The following is a 16,297-nucleotide window of genomic DNA, read 5'->3' as shown; positions in this document are numbered from 1 at the left end:
TTCGGTTAAACTTTGGTAAAATAGTATCTTTGCCGCTTACTTAAAATTAGCTTGATGTTTAAATGGGTACTTGCGGTCCTGGGTTATATGTATTTCCGCTTTGGTGGAGCGATCCTGGGATTTATAATTGGGTCGGTAATAGATAACTGGACACGCTCGGGGCCTGGGATGCGGAGAATGTTCAGCCAGGAGGAAAAAAAGGTCTCTCCCGGAGATTTTGAACTCAACCTGCTTTCGCTGTGTTCCATAGTGATAAAAGCCGATGGTAATGTAACCCAAAAGGAACTCGACTACGTGCGGTCCTATTTTGTACAGGCCTATGGAAAGGAGCATGCTAATGCCACCTTCAGAACTTTTAATGATCTTATCAAGGATCGGGAGATTTCTGCCTCGCGCATTTCGCAATACCTCGCTGCCAGAACCAAATATCCGGCTCGCTTGCAAATCATTCACTTTCTCTTCGGAATAGCCCAGGCCGATGGCCGGGTGAGTGAAGCCGAAGCCCGTGCCATCCAGGAGATTGCTGGTTTTCTGCGTATAAGCCGCATGGATTTTGAAAGTCTGAAGGCTATGTTCTTCAAATCGGCTGATAATGCTTATAAAATCCTGGAGATCGAAAAGTCAGCAAGTGATGACGAGGTGAAAAAAGCTTACCGTCATATGGTGAAAAAATACCACCCCGATAAGCTTGGGCATATGGATGAAGCCTACCGGAAAGGGGCGCAGGAAAAATTCAATAAAGTGCAGGAAGCTTACGAGCAGATCCAGAAGGAACGCGGGATGTAGCTTTAAAAGTCATATTTCAAATTCAGCATAATATTTCTTCCCGGGCTGCTTACATTAAAAGCTCTTAGTAAAGACATATGATCTACATAGGTTTTATCTAAAGCATTGTGGATGGTAAAGCCTGCATCCAGAGAATTCTTTCCAAACCTGAATTTTTTGTTTACACCCAGATTCAACAGAGTATAACCCGGAGTTTTTTCTTCGTTTAGACCAGTCTTGTTTTGGTCACTTATTATTCGAAGCCTGGAGAAAATGGTCATACTTTTATCTGAAAGCGCATAATAGGTAGCTTTCAGATTAAAATTATCGGGTGGGATAAAACTAAGATTTTCCCTTGCATCCAGATCTCTGGCTCGCACAAACGCTCCGGAAACCGATGTTTCGAGTCGGTTTTCGTTCAACCAGTTATATTTTACATCGAATTCCATGCCGTAGAAGCCTGTATTTGTTTGGAGATAACTCCATATCTCCTGATTATTTTCAGGTGGTTGCTCTAAGGAGGCTGTAAAGAAAATGTAGTTTTCTACCAGATTTCCAAAGACCGAGACATTAGCCTGGAATTTATTTTTTCTGAAAGAATAGGTTGCATCTACTTGGTAACTTTGCTCCCGCCCAAATGTGTCATTCCCTTTTTCAAACCTGTTGGTTCCGGGATGTGGCCCATTGGAAAAAAGTTCGGCCAGGTCCGGAGCGCGAAATCCGGTGGAAAAGTTAAGCTTAAGTTGCTGTTGGTTATTAAAAGTTTTTGTTGCTCCAAGGGAGCCTGTGAGCCCTCCAAATTCCCTGATAAGCTTGCGGTTTTCAGGATTGCCGGGCAGGATAAATTCATCGGCGATAAGATATGCTGCAGTGGCATCGGCAGTTACCTGGCGGTAATCATATCGCAGGGCACCCTGTACATACCAGGAATCCAGAGAAGCGCTGGCGAGATAATAAATTCCACTTTCAAAAACACCGGCATCCGGGATTAGGAAATCTTCTGAATTCTCGAAATTTTTGGTTTTCACAAAACTCCCTTGAACTCCAAAACTGTGTTTTATTTTTCCATTTGGCAGACTCAAACGGGCATTGAAAAAAGTATGATTTTGCTTTAATCCGAGGTCAATAAGCTCCCTTGCCGATTCTATTTCACGCCTTTCATTAAAATGACGCGAAATGTGTAAAGATGTCTCAAACTGTTCATTTTTTGTTTCCTGGTTATAAGAGAAAAGATAATCGGAAACTTCCTGGAATGGCAACTGCATTTTGCGGTCATTGGGTGTAGTTGCAAGACTTTCTGAAGGCAACATCTCTTCATCATGAATTATACCCAGGTCCTGGTCATTATAGGTAAAAGCCAATTTATTTTCAAAATTTTCTTTTTTCACTCCGGAATGTAGGCGAAGGCTTTTTGAGTTAAACCTGCTGTTGCCAATAATTCTTTGATCACCATTCTGATAATCGGCATGGTTCTCCATTGCCATATCCACAGCAAAGAACAAGTCATTTTTAAAAGATTTTCCCGCTGAAGCGTAAGTTCTAATCCCCCTGGAAACACTATTATAGGTGCTGCCAATACTGCCCGTAATTTTTTCTGAATTCATAAAATTATCTTCATCCTTAACCAGCAATACTCCTCCCAGAGCACCCGATCCATATAATACCGATGCCGGGCCCTTAACCACTTCTACGCGTTTCACACCAAGATCATTAATTCCCAAGCCGTGATCTGCACCCCATTGGTGATTTTCCAGTTTATTGCCCTGGTAAATAGTGACAACCCGGGAAAATCCAAGTCCACGAATGAAAGGCTTAATAATTCCCTGGCCGAATTCGGCTCCGTAAAGCCCTGGGAGCTCTCTAAGGCTACCCATCATTCCATTGGGATTACCTTTGTTTTCTATCCCCTGCATACTAATAGTAGAAACATTATAGGGTGTTTTCCGGGTTAAACCGGTTTGGGTATCTACAATAAGAATTTCATCCAGCTGATCTTTCGATTCTCCCAGGGTAACATTAATAATTTGATCTTTTGAAATTGTTATTCCCTTTTTAATGGTCTTATAACCCATGGCACTTATCACCAGTTGATAACTACCCCTTTTAATATTCCTTAAAATATATTTCCCGTCTTTTCCGGTAGTGGTACCTTTTTTTGAATCTTCCAGATAGATATTGGCCAAAGCAACGGGCTCCCCCGATTTATCTCCTACTTTACCACTTATAGTTTGAGCAGTGGATATATTTCCGCAGAAAACAAGGAGGACAATTATTAGAGATCTCATCTTTTTTTAGGCAAAACTAATTAAAATATTTAGTCTAATCTAAAAAATTGATAAGATCAAATAAAAAATGTATTTTTGCTTCTTTAAAAATCATATATGTTTAGTTTTTCAGAAGAGAATTATCTTAAAGCTGTTTTTCACCTGGAACGTAAGTATAAGGGAGGGGTGAGTACCAATGCCCTGGCCGAAGAGATGGAGACCAAGGCTTCTTCGGTAACCGATATGATCAGGAAACTATCAGATAAGCAACTGGTGATCTACAAAAAATACCAGGGCGTGAAGCTTAGCGAAAAAGGCAGGGCAACCGCCATTGAGGTAATCCGAAAACATAGGCTTTGGGAATTCTTCCTGGTAGAGAAATTAAATTTTAACTGGGATGAGGTGCATGATGTTGCCGAACAACTCGAGCATATAAAATCTGAAAAGTTAACCCGTGAACTTGATAAATTTCTGGGCTTTCCCAAACGTGATCCCCACGGCGATCCAATTCCGGATGCTGAAGGTAATTTTTCGGTTTCCAATAAGCTCCTGCTTTCAGAATTGGACAAAGGGCAAACCGGAATTTGTGTAGGAGTAAAAGATACCTCTGCCGATTTTCTTAGATATCTCGATAAAAACAAAATCGCACTGGGAAAAACGGTAGAAGTAAAAGATATAGAAGATTTTGATAATTCTATGTTGATAGTTATAGACGGGGAAGAGCTTAGGATATCCCAGGCAATCTCCGGAAACCTGTTTATTAAAATGTGAATATGGAAAATATTATAGACTATTTTGAAAGTATAGATCCGATTTTAGCAGCCTTTCTAGCCACCTTGTTCACCTGGGGATTAACTGCATTGGGCGCTTCACTGGTTTTTCTTTTTAAAGGATTAAACCGTAAATTCTTTGATGGGATGCTGGGATTTACCGGGGGAGTAATGGTTGCAGCGAGTTTTTGGAGCTTGCTGGCCCCGGGAATAGAAATGAGTCCGGGAGAAGGCTTTGAAAAAACCGTTCCGCCGCTTATAGGTTTTGGTCTGGGGGCATTATTTCTTTTCGGATTAGACAAAATTCTGCCTCACCTTCACGTTAACTTTCAAATGAGTGAAAAGGAAGGCATAAAAACGCCCTGGCATAAATCTACCTTACTCACGCTTGCAATAACACTACATAATATTCCGGAAGGTTTGGCTGTTGGGGTTCTTTTTGGCGGAGCTGCCATGGGTTTTGAGGGAGCCAGTATTGGTGGCGCAGTGGCCCTGGCGATAGGAATCGGTCTCCAGAACTTTCCTGAAGGATTTGCAGTGGCAATGCCTTTACGCCGACAGGGATTAAGCCGATGGAAGAGTTTCAACTACGGTCAGCTATCGGCAATTGTGGAACCTTTTGCCGCAGTGCTTGGTGCCTGGGCTGTGATGACTTTTGAACCCATCCTGCCTTATGCGCTTTCCTTCGCAGCAGGAGCGATGATCTTTGTGGTGGTAGAGGAAGTGATTCCCGAGTCGCAGCAGGAAAGATTCACTGATATTGCCACGATGGGCTTTATCCTCGGGTTTATGGTAATGATGGCCCTGGATGTAGGTTTGGGTTAATATTTGCAACATCAGGAAAAACGAAGCGGCTTTAATATTAATAGTACTTATGAGAATTTTTCTTTTTCTGTTTTTTGTGACCAGCCTTGGATTCTCGCAAAGCACACCTGGCCCGGAGCATCTTTACTCCTCACTAGCTCCCGGTCAAACATTTACTTTAGAAGGCAAAAGTCTAAAGTTTAAAAAAGTGATTTCTGACTCCCGTTGTCCAGAAGGTACCACCTGTATCTGGGCAGGGGAGGCTAAAGTATTGGTTGAAATTTTTGAAAACGGAAAATTACTCGAAGAGCGGGTTATAAGTCTGGGAGCATCCCGGAATCTACCCTCCGATTTACTGGGAGAAAATATATTTAATATTTCGGCACTTCGTTTAAGTCCTTATCCTGAAATTTCCGGGAAGATCGCAGCTTCAGACTACAGCCTCTACATTGAAGTTTCAGGGTCTGCAGAGATATAGCTTAATCACAGCCACAGCCGGAAACCCCACAGGATTTAGTGGTTTTCTTTTTGGTTAAAAAGGAGGGCGTCCAGATTAGTTTGGTGAACAAATATCCCAAAGCAAAAAGGAAGCTTATTAAAACCAATATATTCTGAAGTAGTTCCATAATAAAATTATTTTAATAGTTGGAATGCCGTTAAAGCAATAATATAAGCAAATACACTCATCCCTACGAGCTGAAATAAAGGCCATTTCCAGGTGTTGGTTTCTCGTTTAACAATAGCGAGGGTACTCATACACTGCATAGCAAAAGCATAGAAAAGCAATAAACTTATCCCACTGGCAAAGGTAAACAAGGGTCCGCCTAAAATGGGGTTTGTTTCAGCGGCCATTCGGTTTTTAATAGTTTCTTCTTCATCACTGCCAACGCTGTAAATTGTAGCCAGGGTACCCACAAAAACCTCCCGGGCAGCAAAAGAACTTATGATAGCTATTCCTATCTTCCAGTCGTAGCCCAGAGGAGCCACCACTGGTTCAATGCCTTTTCCCATAATCCCTATATAGGAGTTACGCAGTTTAAAAGAAGCGATCTCCTCATCAAGATCTGCTTCTGAAACAGGGTTTTCTTCTGAATAATTAACGCTTACGATCTCTTCAGCATTACTGAATTTTTCGCCGGGGCCATAACTGGCCAATACCCAAAGAACAACAGAGATCGCCAAGATGATCTTTCCGGCACCAAGGACAAAGGATTTTGTTTTTTCTACAACATTAATTCCTACGTTTTTCAGCATAGGAAGTTTGTAATTGGGCATTTCTATCACGAAATAGCTTTTGGAGCTTATTTTAAGAATTCTATTCAGAATCCAGGCTGAAGCTATTGCCGTTCCAAAACCAATGAGGTAAAGTAGCATAAGGGTTAGACCCTGAAGGTTAAATCCCCAGACACTGCGGTCTGGGATTACCAGGGCTATTATGATAAGATACACGGGCAATCTTGCCGCACAAGTGGTAAAAGGCACTACCAGAATAGTAATAAGCCTTTCTTTCCAACTTTCGATATTTCTGGTGGCCATTACTGCGGGAATAGCACAGGCGGTACCAGATACCAAGGGAACTACGCTTTTTCCACTTAGCCCGAAACGCCTCATTACTCTATCCATAAGAAAAACCACCCGACTCATATAACCACTTTCTTCCAGAACTGAGATAAAAAGGAATAAAAAGGCAATCTGGGGGATAAAGATCACGATCCCGCCTAACCCGGGAATTACTCCTTCAGCGATAAGGCTGGTGAAAGCACCGGCAGGCAGATTGTTTTTTGTCCATTCACTAAACTGGGCGAAGGCAACATCAATCATATCCATAGGATAACTCGACCAGTTATAAATCGCCTGAAAAATGAGAAGCAGGATTGCAAAGAAAATCACATAGCCCCATATTTTATGAGTTAGAACGCGGTCTAATCTGGCACGTAGGTCTTTTGCCGCCCTGGCATCTACACTCATGGCTTCTTTAAGGACCCCATTGATGAACTGGTAGCGCAAAATTGTTTCTTTCTGCTGAAGCCTTTTCAGGTCACTTTCAGATTTAGTTTGAAAGCCTGAGGTTTTTGCCAGTTCATTGCGACTTAGATTCCCGAAATTCACATCTTGTGTGATCACCAACCACAACTTGTAGAGGGACTGATTGGGATAAGCACTGCGCAGCCCATCAAAATATTCGGGATCTATCACTGAAGCGTTTACACAAGGTTCGGTGGAAAGGTGCTTGTAATTTATGATGAACTCTTTAAGCTCGTCAATACCGGTGTTTTTTCTTGCGCTTACCAGGGCTATTTTGGTGCGTAATTTTTCTTCCAGTCGTTCAACATCCAGTGAAATTCCTTTTCGCTCCATCCTGTCAGCCATATTCACCACTAGAATGGTAGGTATTCCCAGATCTTTTACCTGTGTAAAAAGCAAAAGATTCCTCTTTAGGTTTTCCACATCGCTTACCACCACAGCTACATCGGGATAATCTTTGTCATTCTTGTTGAGGAGCAGTTCAATAACTACATTTTCATCAAGGGAAGAAGCATTGAGGCTATATGTACCTGGAAGATCTATTATATGGGCTTTGAGCCCCCGCGGGAGTTTACAGATCCCTTCTTTTTTTTCAACAGTGATACCTGGATAATTACCTACCTTTTGATTTAGACCTGTGAGTTGGTTAAACACTGAGGTCTTTCCGGTATTGGGATTTCCTATAAGGGCGACATTGATCTGCTTGCTCATATTAATCGATAAGCTCTATTTCTATATGTAAAGCGGTCTCTTTTCTAATAGCGAGATGGCTACCATTAACATTGAGATACATAGGGTCCATAAAAGGAGCGGTTTGTATGACTTCAACTTCATTGCCGGGAAGACAACCCATTTCAAGAAGTTTTAGCGGAACATCTTCGGTTGAAAAGTCCTTGATAATCCCGCGTTGTCCGCATCTTAATTGAGCCAGAGTGAGCTTCACTTTATTTAGATTCATTTTAAACAAGACAAAAGTACTGCAAATTACATAAGCAGAAAAGTTTGAGCCTTAAAAACTTAATCGGCGTATTCTGCTTTTAGAATTCTTATATCATCCATCAGATCTTCAATGGCTTCAGGATCGGTTCCGTCGTAGAATCCGCGAATGCGTTTTTGTTTATCTACCAAAACAAAATTTTCGGTATGGATCATATCGTAAGGGCCGCCATCTCCATCGCTTTTTGAGGCCAGGTAAGACTTCCGGGCCAATTCATAGATATGTTTTTTATCGCCGGTGACCAGGTTCCATTTTTCATCTATGATTCCTTTTTCTTCAGCGTATTTTTTAAGTACCGGTACAGAGTCGGTTTTTGGGAAAACGGTATGGGAGAGCAGTAAGACTTCAGGGTCGTTTTTTATCTCTTTCTGAATCTGCAACATATGGTCGGTCATTACGGGGCAGATGGTCAGGCAGGTGGTAAAGAAGAAATCTGCAACATAGATTTTGTCCTGGTAAAAATCCTGGGTGATGGTATCTCCGTTTTGGTTTATCAGTTTAAAATCGGCTACAGTATGGTATTTCCTGACGTGCTGTACGGTAGTGTCTACCAGTTCAGCATTTACCATGTCGGGCTGAAATATGGGCAGACGCTCTTCAGGTTTCAGAAGTGTATAAATAGCAGAAATGATTATTACCGAAAGAATAGCCAGAACTATGGCTAAGGTTTTAAATTTGGCAAAAAACTGGATCATATTTTTAGGATTGAATGCAAAATTAATGGCTGGCGCTCAATTAGTCGCATAGTCTGGATTAAAATTTCAGAAATTCGTTTGCGGCTGTTTCAGATTAACTTTTTTAGGAGTTTTTAAAAGGTTACTTTTGTGCGATTTAAAAATTTGAAGAGTAAAGAATGGATCCATTTTTAGTTAAGGCGATACAATTATTGTTGAGCCTGTCCTTACTTATTGTGCTGCACGAACTGGGGCATTTTATCCCCGCCAAAATATTCAAAACCAGGGTAGAAAAGTTCTTCCTGTTCTTTGATGTAAAATTCGCCCTTTTTAAGAAAAAAATAGGGGGTACCGAATACGGAATTGGATGGTTGCCGCTGGGTGGCTATGTGAAGATATCAGGAATGATAGACGAGAGCATGGACAAAGAACAGATGGAAAAACCTCCTGAACCATGGGAATTCAGAAGTAAACCGGCCTGGCAACGACTTATTATTATGCTTGGCGGCGTTACCGTTAACCTGGTACTTGGTTTCCTGATCTTTATCATGATAATGTTCGTTTGGGGAGAGAATTATGTTGGAGCCGAAGAAATGCCGGAAGGTTTTGCAATTGTTGATGAATTTAAAGAATATGGTTTTAAGGATGGAGATCGAATTCTACAGGTTAATGGAAAGGATTTCCAGAATAGCATAGATGTCAATAAGCATCTTTTTATGCGTGATGTGAATACTATCACTGTTTTGCATCAAAACGGGGAGCAGGAAGTTATTAGTATCCCTGAAAATATTGGAGAAAGTATGTGGGAAAAGGGAATAATGCAACCATTTATCCCAATACAAAGGCCAATCCTGGATAGTGTACTCACCGAAAACCCTGCAGGAATAGCCGGATTAAAAAAGGGAGATAGCCTTATTTCGGTAAACGAACAGGAAATTGGATACTGGCACGAATTAGCGCCTATTGCTAATGAAAATAAAGGTAAGGAGCTCGAGGTTGTATTTAAGCGTGATGACGAGATTAAGAGTGTAATGGTCACTCCTGATGAAGAAGGAAAATTCGGGTTCTATCCACAATCAAACTTTGATATCAAAACTCAAAAATACAATCTGGCTGAAAGCATCAAAGAAGGATTTGATTATGGCTACTGGACCTTACGGGATTATGTATACCAATTTAAATACGTGTTTACCTCAAAAGGAGCTAGTCAACTTGGTGGTTTTGGAGCCATTGGCGGATTGTTCCCCGACACCTGGAACTGGCAGGGCTTCTGGTACACCACGGCCCTGATTTCTATTATCCTTGCTTTTATGAACATCTTGCCCATCCCGGCTTTGGATGGAGGGCACGTAGTGTTTCTGCTGTATGAGATGGTGACGGGTAGAAAACCCAACGATAAATTTATGGAAATCGCCCAAATGGTAGGCTTCTTTATCCTGATCGCTTTAGTACTTTATGCCAACGGGAATGACGTATATCGCTGGTTATTTGAATAGTAATTCAGGCTGGAAAAAATTACCTGAAAAAAGTTATAGTTTGTTTTGTGGTGATTTAAAATTTGGTTTATATTTGCAACCGCAAAAGAGCAACACACTCCTCCTTAGCTCAGTTGGTTAGAGCATCTGACTGTTAATCAGAGGGTCCAAGGTTCGAGTCCTTGAGGGGGAGCAGAGTAAAGACAAGCCATTCAAGAAATTGAGTGGCTTTCTTTTTTTAGTAGGTACAACATAGGTACAACACTTCAATAATTCAAAAATTTCCTTAATTTGACTGATCCAGCTGATGATCTAGCTAACCTATGGCGTTTTCAAAACTGTAAAGAAAATTAATTTTCAATTTTTCCTATTAGTAGAAACCTTATGTATATTTCGTTAAGATTTTATGAACAAGCCTCTATTATTTTGAGATGGTTGTTTTTTAATTAAAACCTCACTGTTTATTAGATTAAAAGAAAGGCTGCTGTTTAATGGAAATAGATTTAATTAAATCATTATTTAAAGGACGAACAGATGTATTTGCTATTCATTGGCAGAAAGGAAAAAAGAATGGTTACATGCCAACATATAGTTATGATCCTTATATGTATCGGCTACATAAGATGAAAGGAGGCTCGTTTAAAGATTATAAAGACAAAACCCACCAGCCATTAACCGATTATCAAATTGAAAAACATCTTAGCGGCAAACAATTAATAGGAATCTACCCCTTACTTAAGGACAATACTTCTTGGTTTATTGCTGCTGATTTCGATAAGCAAGATTGGATTCAAGAATGCCTGAAATTAATTGAAATTTGTATTAAAAATGGCATTCCTGCGTATTTAGAAAGATCCCGTTCCGGAAATGGTGGACACGTATGGATATTTTTCAGCCAAGCTTATCCTGCATATAAAATCAGGAAAATTATAATCAGATTAATGGAACAGGCGGATTTGTTTTCCGTTTTTGAGAAAAACTCCAGTTTTGACCGGTTATTTCCAAACCAAGATTATCACTCCGGGAAAGGATTGGGAAACCTTATTGCCCTACCATTCTATAAACCTGCCACAGAGGAAGGAAATAGCTGTTTTGTTGATCCGTCTACGAAGGGATTAGAACCTTATTTTGACCAGGAGAATTTCTTAACTACAATTCAAAAGACTTCAATTGAACATCTTGATCAATTATATAATTCACTTGGTCTTGCCACAATAAATAATTCAGAAATAAAGAATAGTTCAGAAAAACTTCAAATAAACCTGAGTAATGCGTTGCGTTTGAATAAGACCGGAATAAATTCAACTTTAATTAACTTTTTGAAGGAAAACCTGAATTTTGCCAATTCTGAATTCTTTATCAAGAAGAAATCTGGAAAAAATACCTGGGGCATACAGCCTTACTTCACTTGTATAGAAGATACCGAAAAGGAGATAATTTTACCCCGGGGATTTGTTGGAAAGTTAATTCGATTTTGTAATAAGCAGCAGTTGAATTTTGATTTGCACGATAACAGGCAAAAACAAGCATCTGTTGAGTTCTATTGTGATATAAATCTTCGATCTCACCAAAATTTAGCGATTAAAGCAGCTGCAAAAAAAGATTTTGGAATTATTTCAGCTCCTCCAGGTTCAGGAAAGACCGTTATAGGGTTGAAGATTATTGCAGAAAAAAGGCAGCCAGCACTTATAGTTGTTCATAGAAAACAATTAATGGAACAGTGGATCGAACGAATTATAGCCTTCTTGGGGATTCCTAAAAATGAAATCGGGAGAATAGGACAAGGAAAAGTCAAATTGGGTAAAAAAATTAGCGTTGCAATGATTCAAAGCTTGGGAAAATACATTGAAAAACAGGAAACAAAAGAGTTTACCCAATCTTTTGGCATCTTGATAATTGATGAGTGCCATCATATTCCTGCCAAAACTTATAGAGATACGATATCAGGAATTTCATCTTATTATCAATATGGGCTAACTGCTACCCCTTTTCGTAAGGGAAGTGATGAAAAGCTACTGTTTGCTTATTTAGGAGAGAATATTGCCGAGATTAAACCTAATGATGTAGAGGAATACAGGCGCCCAAGGATCGTGATAAGAAACACTTCTCTGAATATTCCGTTTAATTCTAAAACTGATGCTTTTGAAACTTTATCAAAAATCCTCATACACGATTCTTCCAGAAATAGATTAATCCTAAAAGATGTAGAGACCGAGCTAAAGCTAGGTAAAAAGGCAGTTATTATCACAGAGCGAAAGGAACATATTGATGCTTTAAACCAATATCTCAAACAATCTTATGAATCTATAACCTTAAGTGGAGAAGATTCGGAGACAAACCGTAAAACCAAATGGAAATTACTGAATGAAGGAAATTACCAGGTTTTAATTACTACCGGACAATTTTTTGGTGAGGGCAGTGATCTTCAAAATGCTTCTTCTCTTTTTCTGGCCTATCCGTTTTCGTTTAAGGGAAAACTAATCCAATATATTGGCAGGGTACAACGCTCAGAGATTACTCCGGTGATATATGATTACCGTGATTATCACATCGATTATTTAAATCGTCTTTTTCTGAAAAGGAATAAGCATTACCGGAACTTTGACAGGCAGGCGACCTTATTTGATGATGAAACAAATACAAAGACTTCCACTCATCTTTTAACAATCGATAAGAAAATAAGAATACTCGTTGAGGAATTGGATTTTCGTTATGGAGCAGCTGCTTTCAAATATCAGGATTCAGAAATGGATAAACCGCTCGAATTTGAAATTGAAAATGATGAGTTACGACCGGAATTTGATGTTCTTAAATCCTATTTTTCCAAGATATTAAAATCAAAATATGTTGAAGTAGAGATTTATGTGGAATATGAAAATGAAGTGTTGGTGGCTCTATCTGCTTTCTCCAAGGATATAGAGCGCATTAATCAAGATCTTATTGAAAGTGTAAGGTTTCGTTTCATTGAAAAAGATATTTTAGGAAAGACGCCTTCCAACTTCGAAGATGAAAATCTATTAGATTTGAAAAATTTACAGGGGCGGGACAATTTATCACTTTATAATTCTGACGAGGATTTAATTAATGATCTCTTAAAGAATAAAGATGTAAAACATTACCGGCAAATAAAGTATCTGGCTTCAAGACATGAGATCGAAACGTTGAGGCTTAGATTTGTTTTGCAACCTTTTTCTTTTGTTTTCCTGATTTCAGGAAAAGATGCGTATCATTTAGTATTAGAAACATTAAATACTGAAGAAGCAACTTATATTTGGCATCTTGATAAAAAAATAGAAAGTCTAAAACAAAATATAAATTTTATTGATAAAGATTTAAGTCTAATTCGAAACAAAGGACGGCAGCATTTTTTGGAAATACCAAAAAGTAATTTCAGCAGAATTGTACACGATTACTCCGATGAGCGCAAAGGTTTTGTTGTTTGGATGGATACACTGGAGCATGTTGACCCCCCTAAAGCCCACCTTATAGGTAGCTGCCGTTCTGGCGGATGCTGACCCCCCTTAGAAAAAGAAGATAGCTGAATTTTTAAATTATTCCGGAGCATGTTGACCCCTCTGGATGATTTATTTGGGAGCATGTTGACCCCCCTGGCTATTTTCTTTCTGGTTTTGGTTTATTTGATGAATCCCATCAAAAAGATAACTAATGGCTGGAAAACCAAAACCAATGAGTCAAGTAAAACAAATACTTCGCCTGCACCAGCAGGGAAAAGGTAAGAAAACCATTGCCAAGGCCCTGTCGGTCAGTAAAAATACCGTGAAGGATTATATTAATAAAGCTATAGCGAGCAACTTTTCCATAGAAGTTTTATTGGCTTTGGAAGATCCTGTGTTAGAGGGGAAATTATGTCCTGGGAACCCTGCCTATAAAGATGAGCGTTACGATCAGCTCAAACCCCACTTGGATTATTTTAGCAAAGAGCTTAAGAAAGTAGGTGTTAACCGACAGGTGCTATGGGAAGAATATAAAGCAGGTAATCCAAATCCTTATAGCTATGGCCAGTTCTGTTACCATATCCAGCAATACCTCCGCAGCGGGAAGCCCTCCATGGTACTGGATCATAAACCGGGAGAAAAACTTTATGTGGATTATGCTGGCAAACTTCTATCCTATATTGACAGGCAGACCGGAGAGGAAATTAAAGTCCAGGTTTTTGTAGCTTGCCTGCCGTACTCTGACTATTGTTTTGCTATTGCCGTACCTAGTCAAAAAGTAGAGGATTTTATCTATGCCCTGGGCTGTTGTTTAAACCAAATAGGTGGCATACCCCAGACTCTGGTGCCGGACAATCTTAAAGCTGCAGTGATTAAAGCGAATCCCTATGAACCAGATATTAACCGGGCACTGGAGGATTTTGCCAATCATTATGGTACTTCGGTAACCCCTGCACGCCCCAGAAAACCTCAGGATAAATCGTTGGTTGAGAACCAGGTGAAGCTTATCTATAGCCGGGTATATGCCAAGTTACGCAAGCTCACTTTCTTCGACCTTCCTTCATTAAACAAAGCCATTGCCCAAAAAGTCAGGGAGCATAACCAAACCCGCATGCAACAGAAAGCGTATTGCAGGGAAGAGAAATTCCTGGCTGATGAAAAGCATACTCTTCAGTCATTACCGGCGGAGCCCTTCGAGATGAAGTACTACAGGGAGCATAAGGTGGCTAAAAACAATCATATTTACCTGGGTATGGACAAGCACTATTACAGTGTCCCTTTCACTTATATCGGGATGAAGGTCAAGGTGATCTACACCCGATCCCTGGTAAAGATATACCACAAGGCACAGCTAATTGCTACCCATCCCAGGAACCACCGAAAAGGTGGATATACCACCCGCAAGGAACACCTGTGTTCCCATCATCAGTATTACAAAGAACGAAGCCCTACGTATTACCTGCAACGCGGCTATAATCATTCAGAGACGCTGTATCAGTATTTGGAGGCTTTATTCAAACAGGATAAATATCCAGAGCAGCTTTATAAAACCTGTGATGGCATCTTAAACCTGGCTCGAAAAGCGAACCTCGAATCATTTACCAAAGCTTGCGACATAGCCTTGGAACATCAGAATTACTCTTACAAGTTCTTAAAACAAGTCCTGGAAAACCGGATGACCGAATACCCCGAGGAGCCTGTGGTAAAATCCCTGCCCTCCCACGGGAATATCCGTGGGGCATCATCTTATAAATAAGTAACCTTTTAAATTAATACACATATGAGTACCATTGAAAATCAATTAACACAGCTACGGCTTAATGGCATGCACAGCAGCTGGAAAGCCATGGTAGAAACCCGGCAGCACCACGAACTCTCCTTCGGGGAAGGCCTGGAAGTTTTATTGCAAGCGGAAGCAGAAGACCGAACCCACCGCCGGTTTGAACGGCTGAAAAAAAGTGCACAGTTCAGGTACCAGGCTAGCGTGGAGGAGCTGAGTCTGGATGCCTCTAGAGGGATCAATAAAACACAAATTACAGAACTCACCAGTGGCTCCTATCTTGAAAAAGGAGAATCCATCCTATTAACCGGAGCTACTGGTTGTGGCAAATCGTTTCTCGCGTCAGCCCTCGGCCACCAAGCCTGTAGTCAGGGGCATAAAGTGCTCTATTATAATACCCAAAAGTTAATGATGAAGACCAAAATGACCCGTATTGACGGGAGCTTCCTGAAATTCTTTGATAAGCTGGCAAAGGCAAACCTGTTGATCCTGGATGACTTTGGACTGGCGCACCTGGACAGAAAACAGCAAATGGATCTAATGGAAATTATTGAGGACCGTCATGGAAGATCATCCACCATTATTGCCAGTCAGCTCCCAGTGGCAAGCTGGTATGAAATCATTGGGGAAGCAAGCATCGCTGATGCGATTTTAGATCGATTAGTACACACCTCTCATCGAATAGAATTGAAGGGAGAAAGTCTAAGAAAAAAACTGTAATATTGTCATTATCTTATCTTTTTGACCAAAATCCTTAGGGGGGTCAGTATGGCCTGAACGGGGGGTCAGCATCACCGGAATATCCATTTGGAAAAGCGCATTAGAGGAAAGACTTTTTTAATGAATTAATATTTTGCTATCCTGTTAATTTTAAAGACTATCAATTATTTTAGTCTTGTGGTCCTTTCAATTTATGTTTAAGGTGATAGCTTAAAAAAGCTCCTCTTGGGAGTGTTAGCTCAACTCTGTCTCCTTCCTCCTCCGGGGGTACCCCCGGAGGAGGAAAATTTAGCTTTTCGTTTTATTGGTTGCTAAATCCAACTCCAGTCGGCCTTCAAATTTAATGGCTAATTGTTGAACTACCAAGCCCCAATTCTGCAGTGGAGCGTTCCATTTCTTTTCAATTCTTTGGGTAGCCAGATAAACCAGCTTCAATAACGCCATATCATTAGTGAAAGCTCCTTTGGTCTTGGTTACTTTTCTTACCTGCCGGTGAAAACCCTCTACGGCATTAGTAGTATATATGAGCTTCCTAATGGGCGCCGTATACTCAAAATAGGCACTCAAT

14 protein-coding genes and 1 tRNA gene are annotated in these 16,297 nt (G+C 40.3%); 9 read left to right on the top strand and 6 right to left on the bottom strand.

Translation table 11 applies throughout. The features are described 5' to 3' along the window. Positions 1-54: 54 nt before the first annotated feature. Positions 55-786, top strand: coding sequence for a TerB family tellurite resistance protein (locus BM266_RS07765; protein WP_093407985.1), 732 nt, complete (start codon positions 55-57; stop codon positions 784-786). Between the two features lie 2 nt (positions 787-788). Here BM266_RS07765 and BM266_RS07760 read toward each other — a convergent pair whose 3' ends face one another. Next, the gene (locus BM266_RS07760; RefSeq protein WP_093407982.1) at positions 789-3,050 is read right to left on the bottom strand and encodes a TonB-dependent receptor; all 2,262 of its coding nucleotides are present in this window, start codon (positions 3,048-3,050) and stop codon (positions 789-791) included. A 96-nt stretch (positions 3,051-3,146) separates the two neighbouring features. Here BM266_RS07760 and BM266_RS07755 point away from each other — a divergent pair, with 96 nt between their 5' ends. From BM266_RS07755 to BM266_RS07745, 3 genes are read left to right on the top strand one after another with little or no spacing between them, the layout of a single operon-like run. Continuing rightward, positions 3,147-3,800 (top strand): metal-dependent transcriptional regulator, encoded by a 654-nt coding sequence (locus tag BM266_RS07755; RefSeq protein WP_093407980.1) that lies wholly within the window; start codon positions 3,147-3,149, stop codon positions 3,798-3,800. A gap of 2 nt (positions 3,801-3,802) precedes the next feature. Next, positions 3,803-4,624: a ZIP family metal transporter gene (locus BM266_RS07750; RefSeq protein ID WP_093407977.1), complete on the top strand. Its 822-nt coding sequence runs from the start codon at positions 3,803-3,805 to the stop codon at positions 4,622-4,624. Positions 4,625-4,673: 49 nt separating this feature from the next. Continuing rightward, positions 4,674-5,081, top strand: coding sequence for a hypothetical protein (locus BM266_RS07745; RefSeq protein ID WP_093407975.1), 408 nt, complete (start codon positions 4,674-4,676; stop codon positions 5,079-5,081). A gap of 1 nt (position 5,082) precedes the next feature. On the opposite strand, the gene BM266_RS17075 is transcribed toward BM266_RS07745, so the two are convergent. The 4 genes from BM266_RS17075 to BM266_RS07730 all read right to left on the bottom strand — a co-directional run bounded on the left by BM266_RS17075 (position 5,083) and on the right by BM266_RS07730 (position 8,320). Next, complete coding sequence (locus BM266_RS17075; protein WP_175494779.1) at positions 5,083-5,229, bottom strand: hypothetical protein; 147 nt, start codon at positions 5,227-5,229, stop codon at positions 5,083-5,085. Between the two features lie 7 nt (positions 5,230-5,236). After that, the gene (gene feoB, locus BM266_RS07740) at positions 5,237-7,339 is read right to left on the bottom strand and encodes a ferrous iron transport protein B (RefSeq protein WP_093407972.1); all 2,103 of its coding nucleotides are present in this window, start codon (positions 7,337-7,339) and stop codon (positions 5,237-5,239) included. Between the two features lies 1 nt (position 7,340). Then, positions 7,341-7,571 (bottom strand): FeoA family protein, encoded by a 231-nt coding sequence (locus tag BM266_RS07735; RefSeq protein WP_093408288.1) that lies wholly within the window; start codon positions 7,569-7,571, stop codon positions 7,341-7,343. Positions 7,572-7,645: 74 nt separating this feature from the next. Next, positions 7,646-8,320, bottom strand: coding sequence for an SCO family protein (locus BM266_RS07730; RefSeq protein ID WP_093407970.1), 675 nt, complete (start codon positions 8,318-8,320; stop codon positions 7,646-7,648). Between the two features lie 158 nt (positions 8,321-8,478). Between BM266_RS07730 and rseP the strand changes: the two genes are divergently transcribed. The 5 genes from rseP to istB all read left to right on the top strand — a co-directional run bounded on the left by rseP (position 8,479) and on the right by istB (position 15,729). Further along, on the top strand, positions 8,479-9,795 hold the full coding sequence (rseP, locus tag BM266_RS07725; RefSeq protein WP_093407967.1) for an RIP metalloprotease RseP: 1,317 nt from the start codon (positions 8,479-8,481) through the stop codon (positions 9,793-9,795). 98 nt (positions 9,796-9,893) lie between these two features. Further along, positions 9,894-9,967 (top strand) — tRNA-Asn (locus BM266_RS07720). A gap of 298 nt (positions 9,968-10,265) precedes the next feature. After that, positions 10,266-13,289 carry a DEAD/DEAH box helicase gene (locus tag BM266_RS07715; protein WP_394333121.1) on the top strand — a complete coding sequence of 1,008 codons (3,024 nt, stop codon included), beginning with the start codon at positions 10,266-10,268 and terminating at the stop codon, positions 13,287-13,289. Between the two features lie 172 nt (positions 13,290-13,461). Further along, on the top strand, positions 13,462-14,985 hold the full coding sequence (gene istA, locus BM266_RS07710) for an IS21 family transposase (protein ID WP_217648150.1): 1,524 nt from the start codon (positions 13,462-13,464) through the stop codon (positions 14,983-14,985). A gap of 24 nt (positions 14,986-15,009) precedes the next feature. Next, entirely contained in the window at positions 15,010-15,729 is a 720-nt protein-coding gene (gene istB / locus BM266_RS07705; protein ID WP_093407962.1) for an IS21-like element helper ATPase IstB, read from the top strand. A gap of 288 nt (positions 15,730-16,017) precedes the next feature. Here the strand turns inward: istB and BM266_RS07700 are convergent. Next, positions 16,018-16,297 (bottom strand): transposase (locus BM266_RS07700; protein ID WP_139220608.1); only part of this gene is annotated, 280 nt, incomplete at its 5' end.

Origin of the sequence: Salegentibacter flavus (assembly GCF_900115145.1) — a bacterium.
GTDB lineage: Bacteria > Bacteroidota > Bacteroidia > Flavobacteriales > Flavobacteriaceae > Salegentibacter > Salegentibacter flavus.
This window is presented reverse-complemented; position numbering and strand designations above follow the sequence as displayed.

What these genes read in the sequence shown, in the direction of transcription:
- BM266_RS07765 (WP_093407985.1), top strand. Translation starts at nt 55, where the DNA reads ATGTTTAAATGGGTACTTGCGGTCCTGGGTTATATGTATTTCCGCTTT.
- BM266_RS07760 (WP_093407982.1), bottom strand. Translation starts at nt 3,050, where the DNA reads ATGAGATCTCTAATAATTGTCCTCCTTGTTTTCTGCGGAAATATATCC.
- BM266_RS07755 (WP_093407980.1), top strand. Translation starts at nt 3,147, where the DNA reads ATGTTTAGTTTTTCAGAAGAGAATTATCTTAAAGCTGTTTTTCACCTG.
- BM266_RS07750 (WP_093407977.1), top strand. Translation starts at nt 3,803, where the DNA reads ATGGAAAATATTATAGACTATTTTGAAAGTATAGATCCGATTTTAGCA.
- BM266_RS07745 (WP_093407975.1), top strand. Translation starts at nt 4,674, where the DNA reads ATGAGAATTTTTCTTTTTCTGTTTTTTGTGACCAGCCTTGGATTCTCG.
- BM266_RS17075 (WP_175494779.1), bottom strand. Translation starts at nt 5,229, where the DNA reads ATGGAACTACTTCAGAATATATTGGTTTTAATAAGCTTCCTTTTTGCT.
- feoB (WP_093407972.1), bottom strand. Translation starts at nt 7,339, where the DNA reads ATGAGCAAGCAGATCAATGTCGCCCTTATAGGAAATCCCAATACCGGA.
- BM266_RS07730 (WP_093407970.1), bottom strand. Translation starts at nt 8,320, where the DNA reads ATGATCCAGTTTTTTGCCAAATTTAAAACCTTAGCCATAGTTCTGGCT.
- rseP (WP_093407967.1), top strand. Translation starts at nt 8,479, where the DNA reads ATGGATCCATTTTTAGTTAAGGCGATACAATTATTGTTGAGCCTGTCC.
- BM266_RS07715 (WP_394333121.1), top strand. Translation starts at nt 10,266, where the DNA reads ATGGAAATAGATTTAATTAAATCATTATTTAAAGGACGAACAGATGTA.
- istA (WP_217648150.1), top strand. Translation starts at nt 13,462, where the DNA reads ATGAGTCAAGTAAAACAAATACTTCGCCTGCACCAGCAGGGAAAAGGT.
- istB (WP_093407962.1), top strand. Translation starts at nt 15,010, where the DNA reads ATGAGTACCATTGAAAATCAATTAACACAGCTACGGCTTAATGGCATG.